We start from the raw sequence: 19,006 nt of genomic DNA, 5'->3' as shown, positions 1-19,006 counted from the left end.
CTACTTGGCCAGGACCGGTTCGATCGCGGAACAGACCGACTTCAGTACGGCGGGAATGTCCGCGTCGGCCTTCCACATCGCGTCCAGCGCCGTCTTGCCGCGCTGGGCGATCTCGGCGGGGTTGGTGTGGTTGGGGAGGGTGACGGCGTTCGGGAGCTGGTCGACCACGGCCGTCTGGAGCTGCTCGGCGGTCAGGACCTTGTTGTCGGCGGCGAGCTTCGCGCCGGTGAGCAGGGACTTACGCGGCGGCGGGAAGAAGCGCGCGAGCTTCGCCGAGTTCGCGGGGTTGGTCAGGTAGGCGAGGAAGTCGGTGGCCTGCGTCTTGTGCCTGCTCGCGGACAGGACGCCCACCCCGGCCTGGCCGATGACCGAGTGCTGCCCGGCCGGACCCGCCGGGAGCGGGTACAGGGCGTACTTGAACTTGCCGGTGAGGAGCGAGGCGCGGGACACCTGCGCGACGGTGAACGCGGAGTCACCGGCGAAGAAGTCGGCCGTCGTCCCCGGCCCCGGCATCGCCTTCGTCCTGAACGCCGCGTCGTGCAGGAACGTGAACGCCTGCCGCATCTGCGGGCTCGTGAACGCGCACTTCTTGCCGTCCTCGCTCCACGCGGAGGCGCCGAAGCCGGTCCACACCGTGGCGAGGGTGTTCCACGCCTTGTAGTCGAAGTCCCGGACGACGAAACCGGCCTTCCCGGTCGCCTTGTTGACGGCGGCCCCGGCGGCTGCGACCCGGTCCCACGTCAGGTTCTTCGGGTCGACCCGCTGACCGGCCTTCGCCAGCAGGTCCGTGTTGACGTACAGCGCGAACGGCGACGTCGAGAACGGGTACGCGTACAGCGTGCCGTCCCGGCTGAACTCCTTGGTGGCGCTGGCCTCCAGGTCGTCGTACTGCCAGTCGGCGGTCGACTTCAGCTTGTCGGTGAGGCCCACCAGCGCGTCGGCGGCGATCAGGTCCCGCGACAGGTCGCCCATCCAGACCAGGTCGGGGGCGTTGCCGCCGGCGATCTGGGTGGTGAGGGTCGTGTTGTAGGCGTCGAAGGGCAGGCTCTCGAAGGTGATCGACGAGACGTCGGGGTGCTGCGCGCGGTAGGCGGCGGCGATCGAGTCGAACAGCTTGAGCTGGTCCTGGTTCGAGGTCCAGACCGTCATCCGGAGCTTGACGTCCTTGGCGTCCGTGGCCCCGGAGCCGTCGGTGGAGGCGCTGCAAGCCGCTGTCACCATCAGCGCGAGGGCGCCGACCAGCGTTCTGGTTCTGTTCATGGCGTGCGTCTTTCGTCTGGGAGTTGGCTAGTACCCGGCGATCTCGGGCCAGTGGAGTTCGATCCCGGCCCCGGTCAACCGGCCCTGGAGGCGCTCGACGAGCTGCTCGTCCGCCGCCACCTGTTGAGGGCTCAGGCCGAGGTCGAGGCAGTACGCCACGAGCTCCCCGGCCGACTCACCGACGTTCCACTCGACCGGGTGCAGCCGGTAGGCGCCGTTGGTGATGTGGGTGGTGCCGATGTTCTTGGCGGCCGGCACCAGATTGCGGGTGGATACGGGTACGAGGGCGCCGAGCGGTATCTCGAACGGCGCGCACTCGACGTCGATGTAGTTGTCGCCGCCGGTCGAGGGGTGCAGGTCGATCCGGTACATCCCGACCCCGACCGACCCCTCGAACCGCGCGGGCCCGGCGTCGCCCCGGACCTTGACGGAGACGTCCTGCTCCCGCACGGTCGTCAGCGCCCTGATCCGCCGCGACTCGCGGATGTACGGCGCCTGCGCGAACCCGTCGGCCGTACCGACCAGGTCCCCGCGCAGCCTGAGCCCCGGCCACCCCCGCCCCCCGTCCGGGCGGGGCGCCTCGGTCTGGAGCCAGTACACGTACGCCCGGGACTGCGCCTTCGCGGCGTCCAGGTGCCGTTGCCGGGCATCGGTGTCGATGATCGAGCCGCCCACGTAGTCGAGCTGCGGCCAGTTGGCCAGCACGACGTCACTCTCGTAGAACCCCTCGGCGAAGTTCTGCCGGGCGGCGATCCGCCGGAACTGCCACAGATCCCGGTCCCCGGCGTCGAACCGGGGATCCCCGGTGGCGTCCCCCTCCGGGTTGACGTTCATCGTCCGCTGTTCCGGCACGAGGGTGCGCGGGTCCGGCGCCGTGAACGACAGCATCGGCGCACCCCAGAAGGGGAGTTCGAAGGACCGCCAGTAGTCGTAGTCGTCCGGCCGCTCGATGGTGTGGTCCCCGGCGACGTGGTCGAAGACGAAGCACCACGCGATCGACTGCACGTTCCCGGGATCGGCCGTCTCGGGCGCGCTCGGCTCCCCGGTCTCGGACCGCGCCTCGGCCCCGACGACGTACGCCGTCCCCGTCAGCGGCAGCAGATCGCCGGTCTCGGTGCCGTCGAGGACGTACTCGGCGGCGATCACCGTCTCGGCGCCGGTGCGCGGATCGGCGACGGTGACGCTGCGGACCACGTCGTCGTGTACGTCGGCGGCCACGGGGACCGCCGGTTGCAGGACGGTGAGGCGGCCGGTCGAGCGGTACGGCGCGAGGAGCGCGGTGATCACCGCGTGCGCGACCCGGGGCTCGTGGCACAGCCTGCTCACCCGGCCGCGCCCCGGGTTGAGTTCGCGGTCGGCGCGGGCGGCGGCGGTCAGGGGGTAGTGGTCGCGGTAGTAGCGGCGGATGCCCTCCCGCAGCGCCCGGTAGCGCGCGGTGACGCCGAACCGCTCGACCCAGATGTGCTCGTCGGGCGGCACGGCCTGCGAGGTCAACTGGCCGCCGAGCCAGTCGTACTCCTCGGTCAGCACCACCCGCCGGCCCTGCTCCAGGAGCGCCAGCGCGGCGGCGACGGAACCGAGACCCCCGCCGACGATCGCCACCTCGGTCGTGATCCGGCCGGTCATGACGTCGACTCCGTCCGCGCGACGATGGTGTCCCCGGGCTCGACCTCGGCGATCAGCAGCCGCTCCCTCTCCAGTCCGTCCCACTCCTGCGGGTCGGTGGAGATCAGGAGCTGGAGCAGGTCGAGCGCCTCGGCCGCCAACCGCTGCCGGGGCACGTGGAACCCGGCGAGCGTCCGCCCCTCCACCCGATGACCGCGCACCTCACCGAGCGCGGCGACCGAGATCTCCTCCGGTACGGCGACCCCGGCCCCGAACAGCGCGTGCGCGACGTCCTCGGCGAGGAAAGCGTCCTCGGCGATGATCAGCGTGGCCCCGGTGGCCCGCGCCAGCCGGGGCAGGTCCGCGATCCGCTCCTCGCCGACCAGCAGGAACGCCAGCCGGCCCTGCGCCGACGCGGACTCGACGGCGTCGCGCCGGTCCCGCGCGGTCGGCGTGTCGCGGCCCCGGTGGACGTACAGCGCCTGCTCGTGACCGATGGCTGCGGCCTGGTCGATCAGCGCGGTCGTCGGGGTCGTGTAGTCGATGGCGACGTACGGCACGGGGGCGGCCGTCTCGTCCCGGCGGCCGATCGCCACGAACGGGAACTGCTCGGCGACCAGCCGCTCCAGCTCGGAGGCGACCATCTGCTGGCCCAGCAGGACACAGCCGTCGGTGAGCCTGAGGCGCGTCTTGCGGTGGAAGAGGCTGCGGGTGCCGTTCTCGACCGGCGAGGACGTGAAGAACAGCAGGTCCCAGCCGATCTGCTCGGCGGCCCGTTCGATGCCGTTCAGGAGCGGGCCGTAGAAGTCCATGCTCTCCGGGGAGAGCGCCGCTTCGTACGTGAAGACGCCGATGATCTGGTTGTCCAGACCGGCGAGCCTGCGGGCGGCGGGGTCGGCGACGTAGGCGAGCTGCTCCATGGCCTGCTTGACCCGCGCCCGGGTGGCCTCGGGGACCCGCACGTTCGAGCCGTCGCGGTCGTTCAGTACCACCGACACGGTGGTCTGACTGACGCCCGCCAGCTCCGCGATCTCGCGTTGCGTGACACGGCGAGGTCTCGACGCCATCGCTCCTCCATCGTGATAATGCCTATCTTCAATCTCTGAGCGATGACCGTAGTTCACGCCGGATCTCCTGACAAGTACCCGTTGACAGCAGAGTGACCGGCTGGAAACGTGTCGTTAACGAATCTGAAGATAGGCATTATCAGACGCTTGACTGGAGCAGACGATGACCTTCTCCCGATCCCCTCTCGGCCGCCGGGGCTTCCTCGGCGCTGCCCTCGCCGCAGGCGTCGTCCTCGTCGCCGAGTCCACCCCCGTCACCGCGTACGCGGCGGCGGGCGACGTCACGCTGACCGCCGGGGGCATCAGCCTGCTGGCCAGTCCCGGCGGCCGGCTCGCGATCCGCGACGGCGCCGGAGTCACCCGGTCCGCCGGGTCGAAGTTCCAGGTCAAGGACAGCGTCACCGGCATCCACGTCTCGACCGGCGGTACTCCGACCCTGAGCGCGCTCCCCGACGGCACCCCGGCGATCCGCATGGACTACACCTTCGACACCGCCGTCACCGTGACCGGCTGGTTCACCGTCAGCACCTCCCACGCCGCCCTGGAATGGCACGTCACCGGCGCGGCGACCCTCGTCCCCGACGGCTTTCTGTTCAGCCGCGCGATCCAGGCGCCCACCGCACCCGACGACTACATCCCCGTCACCGAATGGGTCCGCGACGCGGGCGGCGGCATCCCGTACGAGGAGACCCTCGGCGTCGCCCACACCTCCACCTGGGGCACCGCCCTGCACGGCCTCTTCCTCCTCGACCGCTCCCGCCAGGCATGGACGAACGCGACCTGGATCCACGCCCCGGGTACGGCCGCTTCTGGCGGAGGCTGGACCAGCCGCGCAGACTTCTACTTCTCCGAGACCCGCCCCTCGGCCACCGCCACCATCGGCCGGGGCCGCGAACTCGGCCTCGAACTCACCACGAACCGCGACTTCAACCTCTACGACACCCCCGGCGAACAGATCGCACTCACCGCCCTCGTTGCCAATGGCGGCGCGGCCAAGACGGTCGAACTGGAGCTGTGGGTAAGGAACTTCGACGGCGTGATGCTCGCCGCGACGACCGTGACCGGCACCGTCGCCGCCGACTCCACCTGGGGGCACACCTTCACCCTGGGGGCGCCCGCCTCCGGTATCGCCCTCGCCGAGGTCGCCGTCAGATCGGGCGGCGACGAGGCGTTCGCCCGCACCAACCTCGCGGTGCTGCCGCCGTACACCTACCAGGCCGGCGCGGGCAGCATGTTCGGCATGGCCAACTACCCCTGGCTGCAACGCCCGAACGCCACCGCCGTCCTTGACCTGTGGCAGAAGGCCGGCGTCAGCCTGGTGCGGATCGCGTACGACGGCGGGCCCGGGCTCCCGCCCGCCGCCTTCGACGCGCGCGGCATGCGGCACAACATCGAACTCCAGCCGACGCTTGAGGCCACCGATGCCGCAGCGGCCGGCTGGGCGGCGGACAACCTGGCGGTGGCCGTCGGCGCGGGAGCCGGGTACTTCGAGGTCGGCAACGAGCTGAACCGGCCCTTCAACACCGGTGACGCGGCGCAGAGTTACCTCGACAAGGCGCTGCGCCCCGTCTTCGACCGGCGTGCGGCCACCGGCGCCACGATCAAGCTGATGAACAACGGCCTGGCCGGCATGGACAAGCCGTGGGTGGAGAACTTCATCGCGGCGGGCGGCTGGGACCTCATCGACGCCTTCGCCTACCACCCGGGACGCGGCAACTTCACCCCCGACTACATTCCGCCGGGCGACAGTTGGAGCACCGGGGGCGACGGCACGTACTGGAACTTCTCCGGCGGGCTGCGCCAGTTGAAGGCGCTGATGGCGCAGCACGGCGAGAAGGAGATCTGGCTCACCGAGGCGTACGCGCCGACGAAGCCCAACAGCTGGTGGCACGACACGTACCGGCACGCCGCCGAGAACGTGTTTCTGACGCTCGCGCTCGCCAAGGCCGAAGGCGTGAAATGCGTGTGCTGGTACCAGTTCCACGACAGCGTCCTCGGTATGCCGCAGGTCGCCGACCCCGACAACGTCGAGTACCACTACGGCCTGATGAACCGCGACCTCAGCCCGAAGCCGTCGCTCCTCGCCTACGCGACCGCCGCCCGCGCCCTCGATCAGGCCACCTTCCGGGGCAAGTTGACCTTCGCCGACCCGAAGACGTTCGGTCTGTGGTTCGACACGCCTGCCGGACCGGCGGTCGTCCTGTGGAACCGGGCCGACGGCTATCTCCTCAACACCACCGGCCAGCGCACCGACTGGCACTTCCCCGCCCCCGAGGTGTGGACCGACCCCTGGCCCACCAAGACCACCCTCGTCGCCGCCGCGCCAGGTGCCGTCCGGCAGGTGGACGCCGTCGGGCAGGTCCGGCAGATCCCCGTCACGAACGGGAAGGCTTCGCTGACACTGGACGGGGCGCCGAGGATCTACTACGGCCTCGTGCCGCGTACGGACAACACACTCGCCTGACGCCCGAAGGAGCCCGCTGTGTCCACTCCTCCCTGGTGGCGCGACGCCGTCATCTACCAGGTCTACATCCGCAGTTTCGCCGACGGGAACGGGGACGGTGTCGGCGACATCGCCGGGATCCGGTCCCGGCTGCCGTACCTCAAGTCCCTTGGCGTGGACGCCCTGTGGATCAACCCCTGGTACAAGTCGCCGATGGCCGACCATGGTTACGACGTCGCCGACTACCGTGAGATCGACCCGCTGTTCGGGACGGTCGCCGAGGCTGAGCAACTCATCGACGAGGCGCACGCGTTGGGGATCCGGATCGTGCCGGACATCGTGCCGAACCATTCCTCCGACCAACATGCCTGGTTCCGGGCGGCGTTGGCTGCGGGGCCCGGGAGTCCGGAACGCGAACGGTACATCTTCCGGCCCGGACGCGGGCCCGGCGGTGCGCTGCCGCCCAACGGCTGGGACTCCCGGTTCGGCGGGCCCGCCTGGACGCGGGTCGCCGACGGGGAGTGGTATCTCCACCTCTTCACGCCGCAGCAGCCGGATGTGAACTGGCAACACCCGGACGTGCACGCCGAGTTCGAGTCCGTCCTGCGGTTCTGGTTCGATCGGGGCGTGGACGGGTTCCGCATCGACGTCGCGCACGGTCTGGTCAAGGACCCCGAACTCCCCGAGGTTTCCGAGGGTGTCGTCCATCCCTTCTGGGACCGCGACGAGGTCCACGACATCTACCGCGCCTGGCGCAGGCTCGCCGACGAGTACCCCGGGGACCGTGCCTTCGTCGCCGAGGCGTGGACGGACACGCCCGAACGCCTCGCCGCGTACGTCAGCCCCGGTGTCCTGCACACCGCCTTCAACTTCGACTTCCTGATGACCGACTGGGACGCGAAGGACCTGCGCGCGGTCATCGACGACACGCTCGCGACGCTGGGGGCGGTGGGGGCTCCCGCGACGTGGGTGCTGTCCAACCACGACGTCATGCGCCACGCCAGCCGGTACGGGCGCAAGGCCGCGCGGAAGTGGGTGGCGAACGAGTCGTACGTCCCGGCAGGGCCGGCCGACCTCGCGCTCGGAACCCGGCGCGCGCGGGCCGCTGCGCTGCTGACCCTTGCGCTGCCCGGCGGGGCTTATGTCTACCAGGGGGAGGAGTTGGGGCTGCCCGAGGTGGAGGACCTTCCCGAGGCTGTCCTCCAGGACCCCGTGTGGGAGAGGTCCGGGCGCACCGAGCGGGGGCGGGACGGGTGCCGGGTGCCGATTCCGTGGTCGGGGACGGGGACGCCGTACGGCTTCAGCCCTGCGGGTTCTGCCGCGCCGTGGCTGCCGCAGCCTGACGACTGGGCGCCGCGTACGGTGGCCGCGCAGAGTGGCGACGCGGACTCGATGCTGGCGCTGTACCGGACGGCTCTGCGGGTACGCCGCGAGCAACCCGCCCTCGGGGACGGCGAGTTGACGTGGCTGGACGACACGGTACCGGCCGGTGTTCTGGCGTTCCGCCGTGAACCGGGGTTCGTGTGCGTGGTGAACCTGTCGGGGGAGCCGTACGAGTTGCCGGAGCACGCCGGGGTCCTGCTGGCGAGCGGGCCGGTCGAGGGGGACGCGCTGGCGCCGGACCAGGCGGTGTGGCTCGCGGTGTAGACGGCCGGACTTCCCGGACCCGGCGAACCGGGCCCCTCCTGGACCCTGCGAACCGGGCCTTCCGGGGTCCCGCCGGGCCGGGTGGCCTCGCATCCTGCGAACGGGGCCCCTTCCGGATGCTGTGGGCCGGGCTTCCTGGCTGGGCCGGGCCACGCGGGGCCTTGCCGGGCAGGGTGGCCCGGCCCCGTCCCGCCGGCCCCCGTCCCGCCGGGCACTGTCCCGTCGCCCTACGCCACGGCGGGCAGGTGCGGGGAGCGCAGTACGAGCAGGGTGATCTCGCTGGGGGCGAAGACGCGGAAGGGCGGGCCCCAGAAGCCGGTGCCGCGGCTGGTGTAGAGCAGGGTGCGGGGGCCGTGGCGGGTGAGCCCGGCGAGGGCGGGCTGGTCGAGGCGGACCAGATGGTGGAAGGGCCAGATCTGGCCGCCGTGGGTGTGACCGGAGAGCTGGAGGTCGATGCCGCCGGCTGCCGCCCGGTCGACGAACTTGGGCTGGTGCGCCAGGAGCAGGACGGGCAGGCCGGGGTCGGCGCCGTCCAGGGCCCCGGCGAGGTGGGCGCGGTGGCCGGCCAGACCGGAGGACTCGGCGGTGACGTCGTCCACACCGGCGACCACCAGGGTGTCGCCCCCGCGTTCCAGCAGCACATGGCGGTTGCGCAGCGGCTCCCAGCCCAGCTCGTCCATCAGGTCGACCCAGCCCTGGGCCTCGCTGTAGTACTCGTGGTTGCCGGTGACGTACACCCGCGCGTGAGTCGCCCGCACGGTCGCCAGCGGGGCGGCCTGGGCACGGCGCCGCTCGGCCGTGCCGTCCGCGATGTCGCCCGTGTGGCAGACCAGGTCGGCCTCCAGGGTGTTCACCGTCTCGCACACCCGTGCCGACCAGCGGGCCCGGTCGAGGGGGCCGTAGTGGGTGTCGGTGATGAGGACGACGCGCAGGCCGTCCAACCCCGCACCCAGGCGCGGGAGTCGCACGTCGAGTCGGCGCACACGCGGTACTCGGCGGGCCTCGGCGTACCCCCAGGCGAGCAGGACGGCACTCACGCCGAGGACGGCCCAGGTGACGATGCGGGCCCGGTCCTGGCCGTCGCCGACGCCGGCCACGGTCAGGGCGAGCCGCAGCAGGACGCCGAGGAGGACGGACCAGGTGAACAGGACCCAGCTCATGCCCAGCAGGGTGTCGCCGACGATCGCCGCCCCGTCCTGCTGGCGCTGGCCGTGGCCGCGCGCCATCGCCAGCGGCATGCCGGCGAGACCGAGGACGAACAGGGCGGTACCGGCGAGCGTGACGGGCAGCGGCCAGTGCTGGCCGGTGTGCAGGAGCACCCCGTACGGCACGGCCCACAGCAGGACGGGGGCGATCAGCGGGAGGTAGCGCATCAGGCGGAGCAGCCGGCTCTGCCGTGGCGCTCGCGCTTCACTGTCGGTGGGCCGGGTGTCGCTGGTGTCGGTCACGCTTCCCCTCACAGACCGGGCTGCCGTCCCGCGCACTGTATCCGGTCGCCCACGGACCGGTGTTCACGCCCCTGCGCGGGAGTCACCGGGTACCGGCGAGCCGCTGTCACCGGCCCGTTCGCGGTCAGTTCGGTCACCGTGCCGTCGGGCAGCGGAGACGGGAACACGGCAGGCGCGGACCCTGCGGTCTCCGTGCCTGCCGTGCACCACGCCTACCCGGCCCCGGCCTCCTTCGGTACGCGAGTCGCCCGGCCGAGCGGTCGGCGGGCAGCCCCTCCTCGGGAGTCAGCCCATGTGGACGGCGGGTGCGTCGTCCCCGGTGTGCTGGCGTCCGGCGTCGACGGCCAGCGCGGTGATGAGCAGGCCCGCCAGGAACATGACGGCCGCTGCGGCGAAGGCGACGGTGTAGCCGTGGGTCACCGCGTCGCCGGCGCGGGCGATCAGACCGGAGTCCTCGGCGGCGCGCCCCTGGTAGAGGGAGGCCGCCGCGTGCGGGAGCTTGTCGTCGGCCGCCGAGGTGGCGATCGTCGACAGGACGGCCAGGCCGAGGGCGCCACCGATCTGCTGCGCGGTGTTCAGCAGGGCGGAGGCGATGCCCGTGTCGTGGTGGGCGACGCCGCTGACCGCGCCGAGGGTCATCGGGACGAAACTCATGCCGAGCCCGAGAGCGGTGACGAACATCGCGGGCGCCAGCTGCCCGGCGTAGGAGGAGCCGGGCTCCAGCGCGGCGAACCACAACATGCCGCCCGCGCCGACGAGCAGACCGGGCCCCGCGATGAGACGGGGCGCGTAGTGGGTGACCAGCTTCGAGCTGACACCGGCCGCCACCGCCATGCCGAAGCTGAAGGGCAGGTAGGCGAAACCGGTCCGCACGGCGCTGTAGCCGAGGATGAGCTGCATGTAGAGGGTCAGGAAGTAGAACGTGGCGAACATGCCCGCGCCGAGGAACAGCATCGTCGCGTAACTCCCGGACCGGCTGCGGTCCTTCAGCAGACGCAGCGGCATCATCGCGTCGGGTGTGCGGGCCTGGAGCAGCAGGAACGCGGTGAGCAACGAGGCGGCGGCAGCGAAGCAGACCAGGGTGACCGTGCCGGTCCAGCCGTGCTCGCCGCCCCGCGTGATGCCGTACACCAGGGCGATCAGGCCACCCGTACCGGTGATCGCACCGGGGATGTCGAGGCGACCGGGGTGGCGCTCCGCCTCGACCAAGGTCTTCGTACCGGCGAGGACCGCGAGGCCGATGGGGATGTTGACGAAGAAGACCCAGCGCCAGTCGAGGAGATCGGTGAGCGTGCCCCCGAGGAGGAGGCCGACGGTGGCGCCGACGCCGCCCATCGCCGCGTACACGCCCATCGCGGTGTTGCGGGGCCTGCCCTGCGGGAACGTCGTCGTGATCAACGCGAGCGCGCTGGGCGCGGCGAGCGCCGCACCGGCGCCCTGGAGAACCCGCGCGCCGATCAACAGGCCCTCACCGGGGGCCAGTCCGCCCAGCAGGGAGGCCAGGGTGAACACGACGATGCCGGCCCGGAACATCCGCCGCCGGCCGAACAGGTCACCGGCCCGGCCGCCGAGCAGCAGCAGACCGCCGAACGCCAGCGCGTAGGAGTTGACGATCCAGGCGAGATTCGCGTCCGTGACGTCCAGGTCGGTCTGGATCGCGGGCAGCGCGATATTCGTGATGGTGGCGTCGAGGACCACCATCAACTGGGCCGCCGCGATCACGAACAGGGCCGGCCCGAGGTGCCGGTCGCGGCCGGGCGTACCGGTCGACGACGCTATGGCGGTGGACGCCGCGGTATCGGTGGACATGAAAGAGAACTCCAGAAAATGGTGCGGATACTTCACGGAAAACGAGAAGGGGAGGGGATTACCGGGCGGGGAAGAAGTCGGCGCTCTGGACGTACTCCATCGCCTTCGTGAACTCCGGGTCGCCCAGGCGCCGTTCCATCTCCTGCGGGCTGAGGTCCTCCACGCGGGTCTGGATCCAGTACAGGTTGCCCAGCGGATCGCTCACCCGCCCGACCCGGTCCCCGAAGAACAGGTGGGTGACCTCCGTGACCGAAGTGCCGCCGGCCGCGACGGCCTGGCGGTGTACGGCGTCGGCGTCCTCGACGTACAGGCGGAGGAAGCCGGGGGTCGGCGGCCACTGTGGCCGCGCGTCGAACATCATCACCACGGAGTCACCGATCCGCACCTCCGCATGCTCGACGGCCCCGTCCTCGCCCGTGAGACACGCCAACTCCTCCGCGCCGAAAGCCCTCTTCATGTAGTCGATGAGCCGCACCGTGTCCCGTGAGATGATCCACGGCGTCACCGTGCTGTAGCCCTGGGGGACCGGCTTGACGGACATGTGACTGCCTCCTGGGGGTGCGAGTGGCTCGACGTGGTGGTGACGTTAGATGCCATGTAGGCCGCACACTGTCCTAGTGAGCCGCCCGGGACTTCGGCCGCACGCCCGTGACCGTCGGATGCGGCGTCGTCCGATCGCTCGTGCCGTACGGCCGGAGCGGCCGACCCGGTCGTGAGCCCCGACACCCAGGAGAAACGCGTACTGATGACCGAAACCACCGGTGCCGCAAGAAGTTCCACCCCTCTGATGCCGCGTGTGCTCTGGGGGGTGCTGGGAGCGTTCCTTCTGCTCTGGGACGTCTTCGAGGTGCTCAAGCACATGGGGTGGGTGATTCCGGGGGCCGCCTTCGGTGCGGCCCTTCCCTTCCTCGCCCGGTTCGCGGGATGGGGCCAGGCCCATGAGCGGGGTCAGCTCGCTCCCCGGGCCGTACGGCCGCACAACCTGCTGAACCGTGCCCCGATCCCCTTCGGGATCATGGTCGTCTTCTCGTTCCTCGGGGACGGCCCGGACGACATAGCGGCTCCCTTCACCTTCGGTATGAGCTGGCTGACCAGCATCGCGCTGTCCCGCACCCTGGGTTTCGGCCTGCGGACGCCGGACGGCCGGCAGCGCTGAGAGACCCGCGACGGGCCTCCGGACCGGTGTCCGACGCCGGGGCGCGTACCTGCTTCCTCACGTTCCGATCGGTGAGGGCTCCGTTCTTCCCGCAGAGCCCGGCGGAAGCAGCGGCCGGCCTCGAACGGCTTGTCACGGCGGGGGAACTCACCACGGCCCAGGCCAAGGGACTCGGCCGGGTGCCCGACCGCTTCTGGGCCGCCCTGCCCGAGGCACCCACGGCACTGAACCACGGCGACTTCTGCACGCCGAACACCCTTTGGTACGACGGCCAGGTCGTCGCGCCCATCGCGATCGACCTCGACGAGGTCATCAAGATGGCCTTCGGCCCCGGCGACCCCGAGGAACGCGGACCGTCGCAAGGCGCGGTCCGTCGCATCGCCGCATCGGCGCCGGACGCGGCGGGCGGACCCGACGTGCTCGTCGGCTACTCCGGCATGCTCGAAATGTGGGTGCTGGAGGACGAACCGGCCGAAGGCGAACCCGACGAGACCGACCGCGCGAATGCCGCTGCCCTGCTCACGGCGTTCGCCGAGGGGAACGGCGGCTGCTTCGCGCCGCTCCTCACCGATATCGGGTAACGAGATCACTGACCGGCGGGCGCCCGATCCACGACCGGGACCGACCGGGGCACCGCAACCGTGACCAGGGACGGCCGACCCGTGGTCTGTGTCCGGACTGTCCCCGTCATGTTCTTCGCGGTCCTGCGAGAGGGCCGCCGCCCTCCGGGCCCCTCGCGAACCGGGCCTCCCGGCACCCCGCCGGGCCGCGCCTCCCCGCACCCGCCGGCGCGGACCTCGTCAGGGCCGTTCGCAGGTAGGCTGGCCCGGTCGGACGAGGTCGGTGGGGACGGGCATGGACGGGGTCGGGAAGGTGCGGGTCGGGCGGGCGACCTCGCGGGACGTCGCGCGGCTCGCCGGGGTGTCCCATACGGCGGTGTCGTTCGTGTTCAACGGGCGCGCCGAGGGCAACCTCTCCGCCGAGACGCAGGAGAAGATCCGCGAGGCGGCGGCCCGGCTCGGTTATCGGCCGAACGCCGTTGCCCGAGGTCTGCGCCGCAGCCGTACCGCTGTGATCGGCCTGGTCACGGACGCGATCGCCACCTCACCCTTCGCCGGACGGCTGCTGCGCGGCGCCATGGACACGGCCTGGTCCGCCGACCACCTCGTCCTCACCGTCGACTCGGGCCAGGACGCGGCCACCGAGGACGCGGCCGTCGCGGAACTCCTCGACCGCAGGGTCGACGGGATCATCTACGCCGCCCTGTCCCTGCGCCGGGCCCGCGTCCCGCAGGGACTGCACAGCACGTACGCCGTGTTCGCCAACTGCCTGCCCGAGGACGGCTCGTTGCCGGCCGTCATCCCCGCCGAACGGGCCGGAGGCCGCAGCGCCGCCCGTGTCCTGACCGACGCGGGCCACCGCCGTATCGCGCTCGTCGGCGGCCTCGACGACATCGCCACCGCCGAACGGCTGAGAGGGTTCCGGGACACGCTGCGGACGGTCGGACTGACCGCGCGGAAGGAGTGGATCACCCGGACGGGAGGCGAGATCAGCGCCGGATACGAAGGCGCGCTGCGGCTCCTCGACGGCGTCCCCGCCGAGCTGCGCCCCACCGGCATCGTCTGCTACAACGACCGCGTCGCGGCAGGCGTCCTGCACGCCGCCGCACGCCTCGGCCTCGACGTCCCCGCCGACCTGTCCGTCGTCGGCTACGACGACCAGGAGCACATGTCCGCGTTCCTCACCCCACCGCTCACGACGGTCGCGTTGCCGCACCGGGCGATGGGCGAGGCGGCGGTCCGCCTCCTCCTCGACGCCCTCGCCACCGGGACCGCGCCCCCTGTCAGCACTCAGCGCCTGGAGTGCCCGGTCGTCACACGGGGTTCGGTGGGCCCAGCTCCCAGCAACTGACCTCGACGTCGGTTCCGGACACGGCCAACTCCGCGATGTCGTCGGCCCGTTGATACACACGCTCGGTCGCCGAGGCCCGGTCACCCACGAAGAGTTCGAGCAGGGAACCGTCCACGAGAACCCGCACGGTGAGAGGCCCACCAGGCAAGACCGACAGGATCAGCAACCCCCCGTCGTCCCGCCCGTTGCGCGGCCACCCCGCCCGATCCAACGTCACCGTCCCGCCCGACGGATCGATCCGCACAGTGAGTTCGGCCCCGGACGCCCCCCGCAACAACCTCACCGTCGCCGCCGAACGAGCGGTCACCAGCAGATCGTAGGCAGGCGGCAGCGCCCCGGCGCCGAACGGGCCGGCGGCCCGCAGGAGTTCGAGTTCCGGCGCCGGAACGACACGCAACGTACCGTCCTCGCGCAGGTCCACCACCCGGGGCGCCGTCAGCACCCCGGACCACCCTGCCCGCTCCACCTCCTCACGCGGGCGCGCCTCCCAGGACCAGCCCCACAGGAGAGTTCGGCCGGCGTCCTGGAGAACGGCGGGGGCGTAGAAGTCCCGGCCCCGGTCCAGCGGACCGCCCCCACCCGCCGCGAATCTCAACTCGCCGCCACTCTCGACCAGTTGCCCGGCGAGATACGCCGTGCTCATCGGGTCCCCGTCCCACAGAGCCACCGCCAGCGTCCACCCCCCACCGCTCTCCCACAGCTGCGGACACTCCCACCCGACCGCCCGCGCCCCGAAGACCCGCGCCGCCACCGGATCCCGCCCGTCCAGCAACACCCCGGCGAACCGCCACGCGTACAGATCCTCACAGTCGTACACGAGAACCGACGGCGTACCGTCGGAGTGCCCCGCCCCCACCAACGCCCAACGCCGGCCGCCGAACCGGAAGACGAAGGGGTCCCGGAACATCGTCACGTCCAGGCCGGGCGGCGGTCCCGCGACGACCGGCACCGGAAGCTGCTTCCAGACGAGCAGCTCGTCGTCCTCGGCGACGGCGAGGCAGATCGCGCTGAGCCCCCGGTGGTCGTGGCGGATGCCGGAGTACACGGCCGTGGGAACCCCGTCGTCGTCCACGACACACCCCGACCAGCACCCCGCCTCATCGGGACCGCCGGGAACAGGCCGCAGGGCGATCCCGTGGTCGTCCCAGTGCGCGAGGTCGGGGCTGGAGGCGTGCCCCCAGTGGACGTTCGTATGGACGGGAGCCTCGGGGTTGTGCTGGTAGAAGAGGTGGTAGCGGCCTCCCCAACGCACGGGCCCGTTCGGGTCGTTCATCCAGTTGGCCGGCGGACGGACCCGGAAACGCGGACGGTGACTCAACGGTTGACTCCTGCGGACGTGATGCCCTCGCGCAGAGGGCGCTGGCCGACGACGAACACGGCGACGGCGGGAAGCATGGACAGGACGACCCCGGCGAGGACGACGGAGATCGAGCCGGTGCCGAGGTTGCCCTGGAGGGAGACCAGGCCGAGCGGCAGCGTGAGGTTCTCGGAGGAGGTCTCCAGGATCAGCGGCCGGAAGAACTCGTTCCAGTGGTAGTTGAAGGCGAGGACGCCGACGACGGCGAGCCCGGGAGCCGCGAGCGGCGCGTACACGGACCGGAAGACCCGCCACGGACCCGCGCCGTCGATCATCGCGGCCTCGCCGAGGTCCTTCGGCATCCCCAGGAAGTACTGGCGCATCAGGAACGTGCCGAACGCCGTCGGGAACGCGGGGACGATCAGCCCGAGCAGGGTGTCGGTCAGCCCCAGCTCCTTCAGCTCCAGGAAGACGGGGACGATCGTGACCTGCAACGGCACCATCATCGTCGCGAGGACCAGCGCGAACAGCGGCTTCTTGAACCGGAATTCGAGGCGCGCGAACGCGTACCCGGCGAGCCCCGCCGTGACCATCTGACCGGCCGCGACCAGCCCGGTCACCAGCGTCGAGTTCAGCGCGTACAGCCAGACGTCGATCTGGTCGAACACCCCGCGATAGGCGTCGAGCGTCGGATCGGTCGGGACGATCTTCGGCGGCAGGTCGAAGGACTGCGCCGGGGTCCGCAGCGACGTCGACACCGTCCAGATCACCGGACCGAGCGTCAGCAGCGCACACACCGCGAGACCGGCGACACGGGCCCAGGGCCGCATCCGCGCCACGGAAACGGGAAGGGAGGACGTACTCAAGGGACTCACCCGGCTCACTGGTAGTGGACGTAACGCCGGCTGAGCCGGAACTGGAGGGCGGTGACCGCCATGATCAGCACGAAGAGCAGGACCCCCACGGCGGACGCCTCGCCGAAGCGGAGCTGCTCGAACGCCGTCTCGTAGATGACCATGACGACCGTGCGCGTCGAGTCGCCGGGGCCGCCGGCCGTGAGGACGTACGGCTGCTCGAAGACCTGGAGCGCGTTGATGATCCCGACCACGGACGCCACCAGCAGCGTCGGCGACAGCAGCGGCAGGGTGATGGCGAGGTGTTTGCGGATGCCGCCCGCGCCGTCGAGGGCCGCCGCCTCGTGGACCTCCTTCGGGATGGTGTTGAGGCCGCCGACGAACAGCAGGAACGAGAACCCGAACTGCTGCCACACGTACGCCAGGACGACGGCCGCCATCGCCCCGTGCTCCGAGGTCAGCCAGGGGACCGAGGGGATGCCGACCGTGCCCAGCAGCCAGTTCACCGGGCCGAAGTCCTGGTTGAACAGGTACTTCATCACCACCGAGATGGACGCGGCGGACAGCACCAGCGGGAAGAAGAACGCCGACCGGAACACCGACCGCAGCCACCCCGGCATCCGCCCGTTCACCGCGATCGCCAGCACCAGCGCGATCAGCAGTTGCAGCGCGACCGCGAGGACCATGAACACCAGCGTGTTCCGGAAGGACACCAGGACCGTCGAATCGGTGAGGATCTCCCGGTAGTTGGCGCCTCCCGCCCACTTGGGATCGTCGATCACGTCCCACCGGAAGAAGCTGAGCACGACCGACCCGACGATCGGGACGACCGTGAACACCACGATCCCGACGACGGTCGGCGCGAGGAACAGGACGGCGAGCAGCCGGTTGCCCCGATGGCGGGCGGGCGCCTCCCGGGTGGGGACCGGCAGCGGACGTACGGGTCTGATCTCGGTGTCCGTCACAGCTCACGCTCCATGGCCTTCTCCAGGTCCCCCTGGAGCCGTCGCAGCGCCGGACGTACCGCGCCGGGGCTCGCCAGCGCGGTTCCGGTGTGCTTGATCAGCAGTTGCTCGACCTCGTTGACCTGCGGCGGAGCCGGGATCGGGCCGGTCGAGGGGATCTTGTCGAGGGTGTCGTAGAAGGTCTGCCAGTGGGACGGCCCGGTCGAGCGGTAGCGGGCCGCGTTCACCATCGAACGCCGGGCCGGGGTCGTCTGGTTGGCCGCGAAGAGCCGGGTCATGACGTCCTCGCGGGCCGTGTACTTGATGAACTCCCACGCCTCGTCGCGCATCGTCGACGTCCGCAGCAGCGCGTACCCGGCGGCGCCGAACTGGTGGCGCCGCGTACGCCAGCGGGGGAAGTACCGGACGTCGTAGGCGTCCGGCTTCATCCCCGCCAGATGCAGACCCCCCGCCCAGAAGCCGCCCGCCGGGGTCACCCCGACCCGGCCCGTGGAGAACACGCCGACCAGGTTGCGGCCGTCACCCCCCTCGGGCCGCGTGCACAGGTCCTCCTGGATGAGCCCGGCGAGGTAGTCGTACACCTCCGCGACCCGCTCGGAGTCGGCCTGCGGCGTCGTCCACCGGTACCCGCCGCCCCGCCCGCGCCGCTCGGCCTCCGGATAGAAGGCGTCCCAGAGCCAGTCGCCGCCCGGCGCCTTGGACTCGGCGAGGAGGTTCGTGTCGTTGGCGAACAGCCACGGCACCACCCCGCCCCACAGCCGGTTCGTCCAGAAGTACGGCGTGAACCGGTCGCCGCCCGCGCGCTTGAGCGACCGCAGCAGCGCCGTGAAGTCGTCCCGGTCCCAGTCGTCGCCGGGGAGGGCCGCACCGGCGCGCTCCAGGGCCTGGTTGTTGACGTACATGTCGGCCGCGTTGAACTCGACCGGCAGCTGGTACAGGCTCCCCTCGTACATCATCGACTCGACCAGCGAGGGGTGGACGTCGGCGAAGTACGGGCGCAGCTCGGCCGCGTCCCGCTTCACCCACGCGTCCAGCGGCACCCCGAGGCGCTGGGCGAAGAGCTGTACGCCCTCGGTGGCGACGTACACGAGATCCGGCGCCGTGCCCGCCGCGATCTGCGTGAGGATCTTGGAGAAGAAGTCCGACCAGTCGTACGCCTGCACGGCGTTGATGCGGATCCTGATGTCGGGGTGGACGGCGCGGAACCCGTCGCGCAGGGCGCGCTGCGTCGCGGGGTCGAAGGCGGAACCCAGGGTGGCGATGACGAGCGAGCCGTCGTCGCGGCCGGGTATGTCGGCGCCGGTGAGGCGGTCCCAGTTGGCCGCGACACCGGCGAGCGCGGCGGTGCCGGCGCCGTACGCGCCGTAGCGCATCAGGTCCCGGCGGGAGAGGAGCGGGTGGGTCATCGACGGACCTAACTCGTGTTAGCCCAACTTGACTCCCCGATGATGGGAACGCGCTGAGGCTCTGTCAAGGGATGGGTACGCGTGGGTAGTCGGGTGTACGGAAGGGTTGACCTTTAACGAGTTAGGGGTAGGGTTCCG

At 71.2% G+C, this 19,006-nt stretch carries 15 protein-coding genes; 5 read left to right on the top strand and 10 right to left on the bottom strand.

The features are described 5' to 3' along the window. From ACQCO7_RS01670 to ACQCO7_RS01660, 3 genes are read right to left on the bottom strand one after another with little or no spacing between them, the layout of a single operon-like run. On the bottom strand, positions 1–1,260 hold the full coding sequence (locus ACQCO7_RS01670; RefSeq protein WP_464070061.1) for an ABC transporter substrate-binding protein: 1,260 nt from the start codon (positions 1,258–1,260) through the stop codon (positions 1–3). 27 nt (positions 1,261–1,287) lie between these two features. Further along, positions 1,288–2,886 carry an FAD-dependent oxidoreductase gene (locus ACQCO7_RS01665; protein ID WP_464070060.1) on the bottom strand — a complete coding sequence of 533 codons (1,599 nt, stop codon included), beginning with the start codon at positions 2,884–2,886 and terminating at the stop codon, positions 1,288–1,290. Next, the gene (locus ACQCO7_RS01660; protein WP_464070059.1) at positions 2,883–3,932 is read right to left on the bottom strand and encodes a LacI family DNA-binding transcriptional regulator; all 1,050 of its coding nucleotides are present in this window, start codon (positions 3,930–3,932) and stop codon (positions 2,883–2,885) included. Before ACQCO7_RS01660 ends, ACQCO7_RS01665 begins: the two co-directional genes overlap by 4 nt. A 163-nt stretch (positions 3,933–4,095) precedes the next feature. Between ACQCO7_RS01660 and ACQCO7_RS01655 the strand changes: the two genes are divergently transcribed. Both ACQCO7_RS01655 and ACQCO7_RS01650 read left to right on the top strand, forming a co-directional pair. After that, a complete protein-coding gene (locus tag ACQCO7_RS01655; RefSeq protein WP_464070058.1) occupies positions 4,096–6,396 on the top strand; it encodes a hypothetical protein in 2,301 nt (766 codons plus the stop codon). Positions 6,397–6,414: 18 nt separating this feature from the next. Continuing rightward, on the top strand, positions 6,415–8,022 hold the full coding sequence (locus tag ACQCO7_RS01650) for a glycoside hydrolase family 13 protein (protein WP_464070057.1): 1,608 nt from the start codon (positions 6,415–6,417) through the stop codon (positions 8,020–8,022). A gap of 227 nt (positions 8,023–8,249) precedes the next feature. On the opposite strand, the gene ACQCO7_RS01645 is transcribed toward ACQCO7_RS01650, so the two are convergent. From ACQCO7_RS01645 to ACQCO7_RS01635, 3 genes are all read right to left on the bottom strand, one after another. After that, complete coding sequence (locus tag ACQCO7_RS01645) at positions 8,250–9,470, bottom strand: metallophosphoesterase (RefSeq protein WP_464070056.1); 1,221 nt, start codon at positions 9,468–9,470, stop codon at positions 8,250–8,252. A gap of 285 nt (positions 9,471–9,755) precedes the next feature. Next, positions 9,756–11,279 (bottom strand): MFS transporter, encoded by a 1,524-nt coding sequence (locus ACQCO7_RS01640; protein ID WP_464070055.1) that lies wholly within the window; start codon positions 11,277–11,279, stop codon positions 9,756–9,758. Between the two features lie 58 nt (positions 11,280–11,337). Beyond that, the gene (locus tag ACQCO7_RS01635; protein ID WP_464070054.1) at positions 11,338–11,820 is read right to left on the bottom strand and encodes a VOC family protein; all 483 of its coding nucleotides are present in this window, start codon (positions 11,818–11,820) and stop codon (positions 11,338–11,340) included. 246 nt (positions 11,821–12,066) lie between these two features. Here ACQCO7_RS01635 and ACQCO7_RS01630 point away from each other — a divergent pair, with 246 nt between their 5' ends. From ACQCO7_RS01630 to ACQCO7_RS01620, 3 genes are all read left to right on the top strand, one after another. Further along, positions 12,067–12,435: a hypothetical protein gene (locus ACQCO7_RS01630; RefSeq protein WP_464070053.1), complete on the top strand. Its 369-nt coding sequence runs from the start codon at positions 12,067–12,069 to the stop codon at positions 12,433–12,435. Between the two features lie 71 nt (positions 12,436–12,506). After that, a complete protein-coding gene (locus tag ACQCO7_RS01625) occupies positions 12,507–13,016 on the top strand; it encodes a hypothetical protein (RefSeq protein ID WP_464070052.1) in 510 nt (169 codons plus the stop codon). Positions 13,017–13,290: 274 nt separating this feature from the next. After that, positions 13,291–14,346 (top strand): LacI family DNA-binding transcriptional regulator, encoded by a 1,056-nt coding sequence (locus ACQCO7_RS01620; protein ID WP_464070051.1) that lies wholly within the window; start codon positions 13,291–13,293, stop codon positions 14,344–14,346. Here ACQCO7_RS01620 and ACQCO7_RS01615 read toward each other — a convergent pair. Genes ACQCO7_RS01615 through ACQCO7_RS01600 form a run of 4 tightly spaced genes read right to left on the bottom strand, consistent with a single transcriptional unit; the run spans position 14,309 to position 18,868 of the window. Next, positions 14,309–15,664, bottom strand: coding sequence for a glycoside hydrolase family 32 protein (locus tag ACQCO7_RS01615; protein ID WP_464070050.1), 1,356 nt, complete (start codon positions 15,662–15,664; stop codon positions 14,309–14,311). The two genes, ACQCO7_RS01620 and ACQCO7_RS01615, sit on opposite strands and share 38 nt — an antisense overlap. Further along, positions 15,661–16,473: a carbohydrate ABC transporter permease gene (locus ACQCO7_RS01610; protein ID WP_464077125.1), complete on the bottom strand. Its 813-nt coding sequence runs from the start codon at positions 16,471–16,473 to the stop codon at positions 15,661–15,663. The genes ACQCO7_RS01615 and ACQCO7_RS01610 overlap by 4 nt, the downstream gene beginning before the upstream one ends. A gap of 50 nt (positions 16,474–16,523) precedes the next feature. After that, positions 16,524–17,462 carry a carbohydrate ABC transporter permease gene (locus ACQCO7_RS01605; RefSeq protein ID WP_464070049.1) on the bottom strand — a complete coding sequence of 313 codons (939 nt, stop codon included), beginning with the start codon at positions 17,460–17,462 and terminating at the stop codon, positions 16,524–16,526. After that, positions 17,459–18,868 carry an ABC transporter substrate-binding protein gene (locus tag ACQCO7_RS01600; protein WP_464070048.1) on the bottom strand — a complete coding sequence of 470 codons (1,410 nt, stop codon included), beginning with the start codon at positions 18,866–18,868 and terminating at the stop codon, positions 17,459–17,461. The genes ACQCO7_RS01605 and ACQCO7_RS01600 overlap by 4 nt, the downstream gene beginning before the upstream one ends. Positions 18,869–19,006: the final 138 nt, after the last annotated feature.

It is taken from the genome of Streptomyces saintjeani (assembly GCF_055409605.1).
Note: the sequence above shows the minus strand (reverse complement) of the source record. Positions and strands in the feature narration are given on the sequence as shown.

What these genes read in the sequence shown, in the direction of transcription:
- ACQCO7_RS01670 (WP_464070061.1), bottom strand. Translation starts at nt 1,260, where the DNA reads ATGAACAGAACCAGAACGCTGGTCGGCGCCCTCGCGCTGATGGTGACA.
- ACQCO7_RS01665 (WP_464070060.1), bottom strand. Translation starts at nt 2,886, where the DNA reads ATGACCGGCCGGATCACGACCGAGGTGGCGATCGTCGGCGGGGGTCTC.
- ACQCO7_RS01660 (WP_464070059.1), bottom strand. Translation starts at nt 3,932, where the DNA reads ATGGCGTCGAGACCTCGCCGTGTCACGCAACGCGAGATCGCGGAGCTG.
- ACQCO7_RS01655 (WP_464070058.1), top strand. Translation starts at nt 4,096, where the DNA reads ATGACCTTCTCCCGATCCCCTCTCGGCCGCCGGGGCTTCCTCGGCGCT.
- ACQCO7_RS01640 (WP_464070055.1), bottom strand. Translation starts at nt 11,279, where the DNA reads ATGTCCACCGATACCGCGGCGTCCACCGCCATAGCGTCGTCGACCGGT.
- ACQCO7_RS01635 (WP_464070054.1), bottom strand. Translation starts at nt 11,820, where the DNA reads ATGTCCGTCAAGCCGGTCCCCCAGGGCTACAGCACGGTGACGCCGTGG.
- ACQCO7_RS01630 (WP_464070053.1), top strand. Translation starts at nt 12,067, where the DNA reads ATGCCGCGTGTGCTCTGGGGGGTGCTGGGAGCGTTCCTTCTGCTCTGG.
- ACQCO7_RS01620 (WP_464070051.1), top strand. Translation starts at nt 13,291, where the DNA reads ATGGACGGGGTCGGGAAGGTGCGGGTCGGGCGGGCGACCTCGCGGGAC.
- ACQCO7_RS01610 (WP_464077125.1), bottom strand. Translation starts at nt 16,473, where the DNA reads ATGCGGCCCTGGGCCCGTGTCGCCGGTCTCGCGGTGTGTGCGCTGCTG.
- ACQCO7_RS01600 (WP_464070048.1), bottom strand. Translation starts at nt 18,868, where the DNA reads ATGACCCACCCGCTCCTCTCCCGCCGGGACCTGATGCGCTACGGCGCG.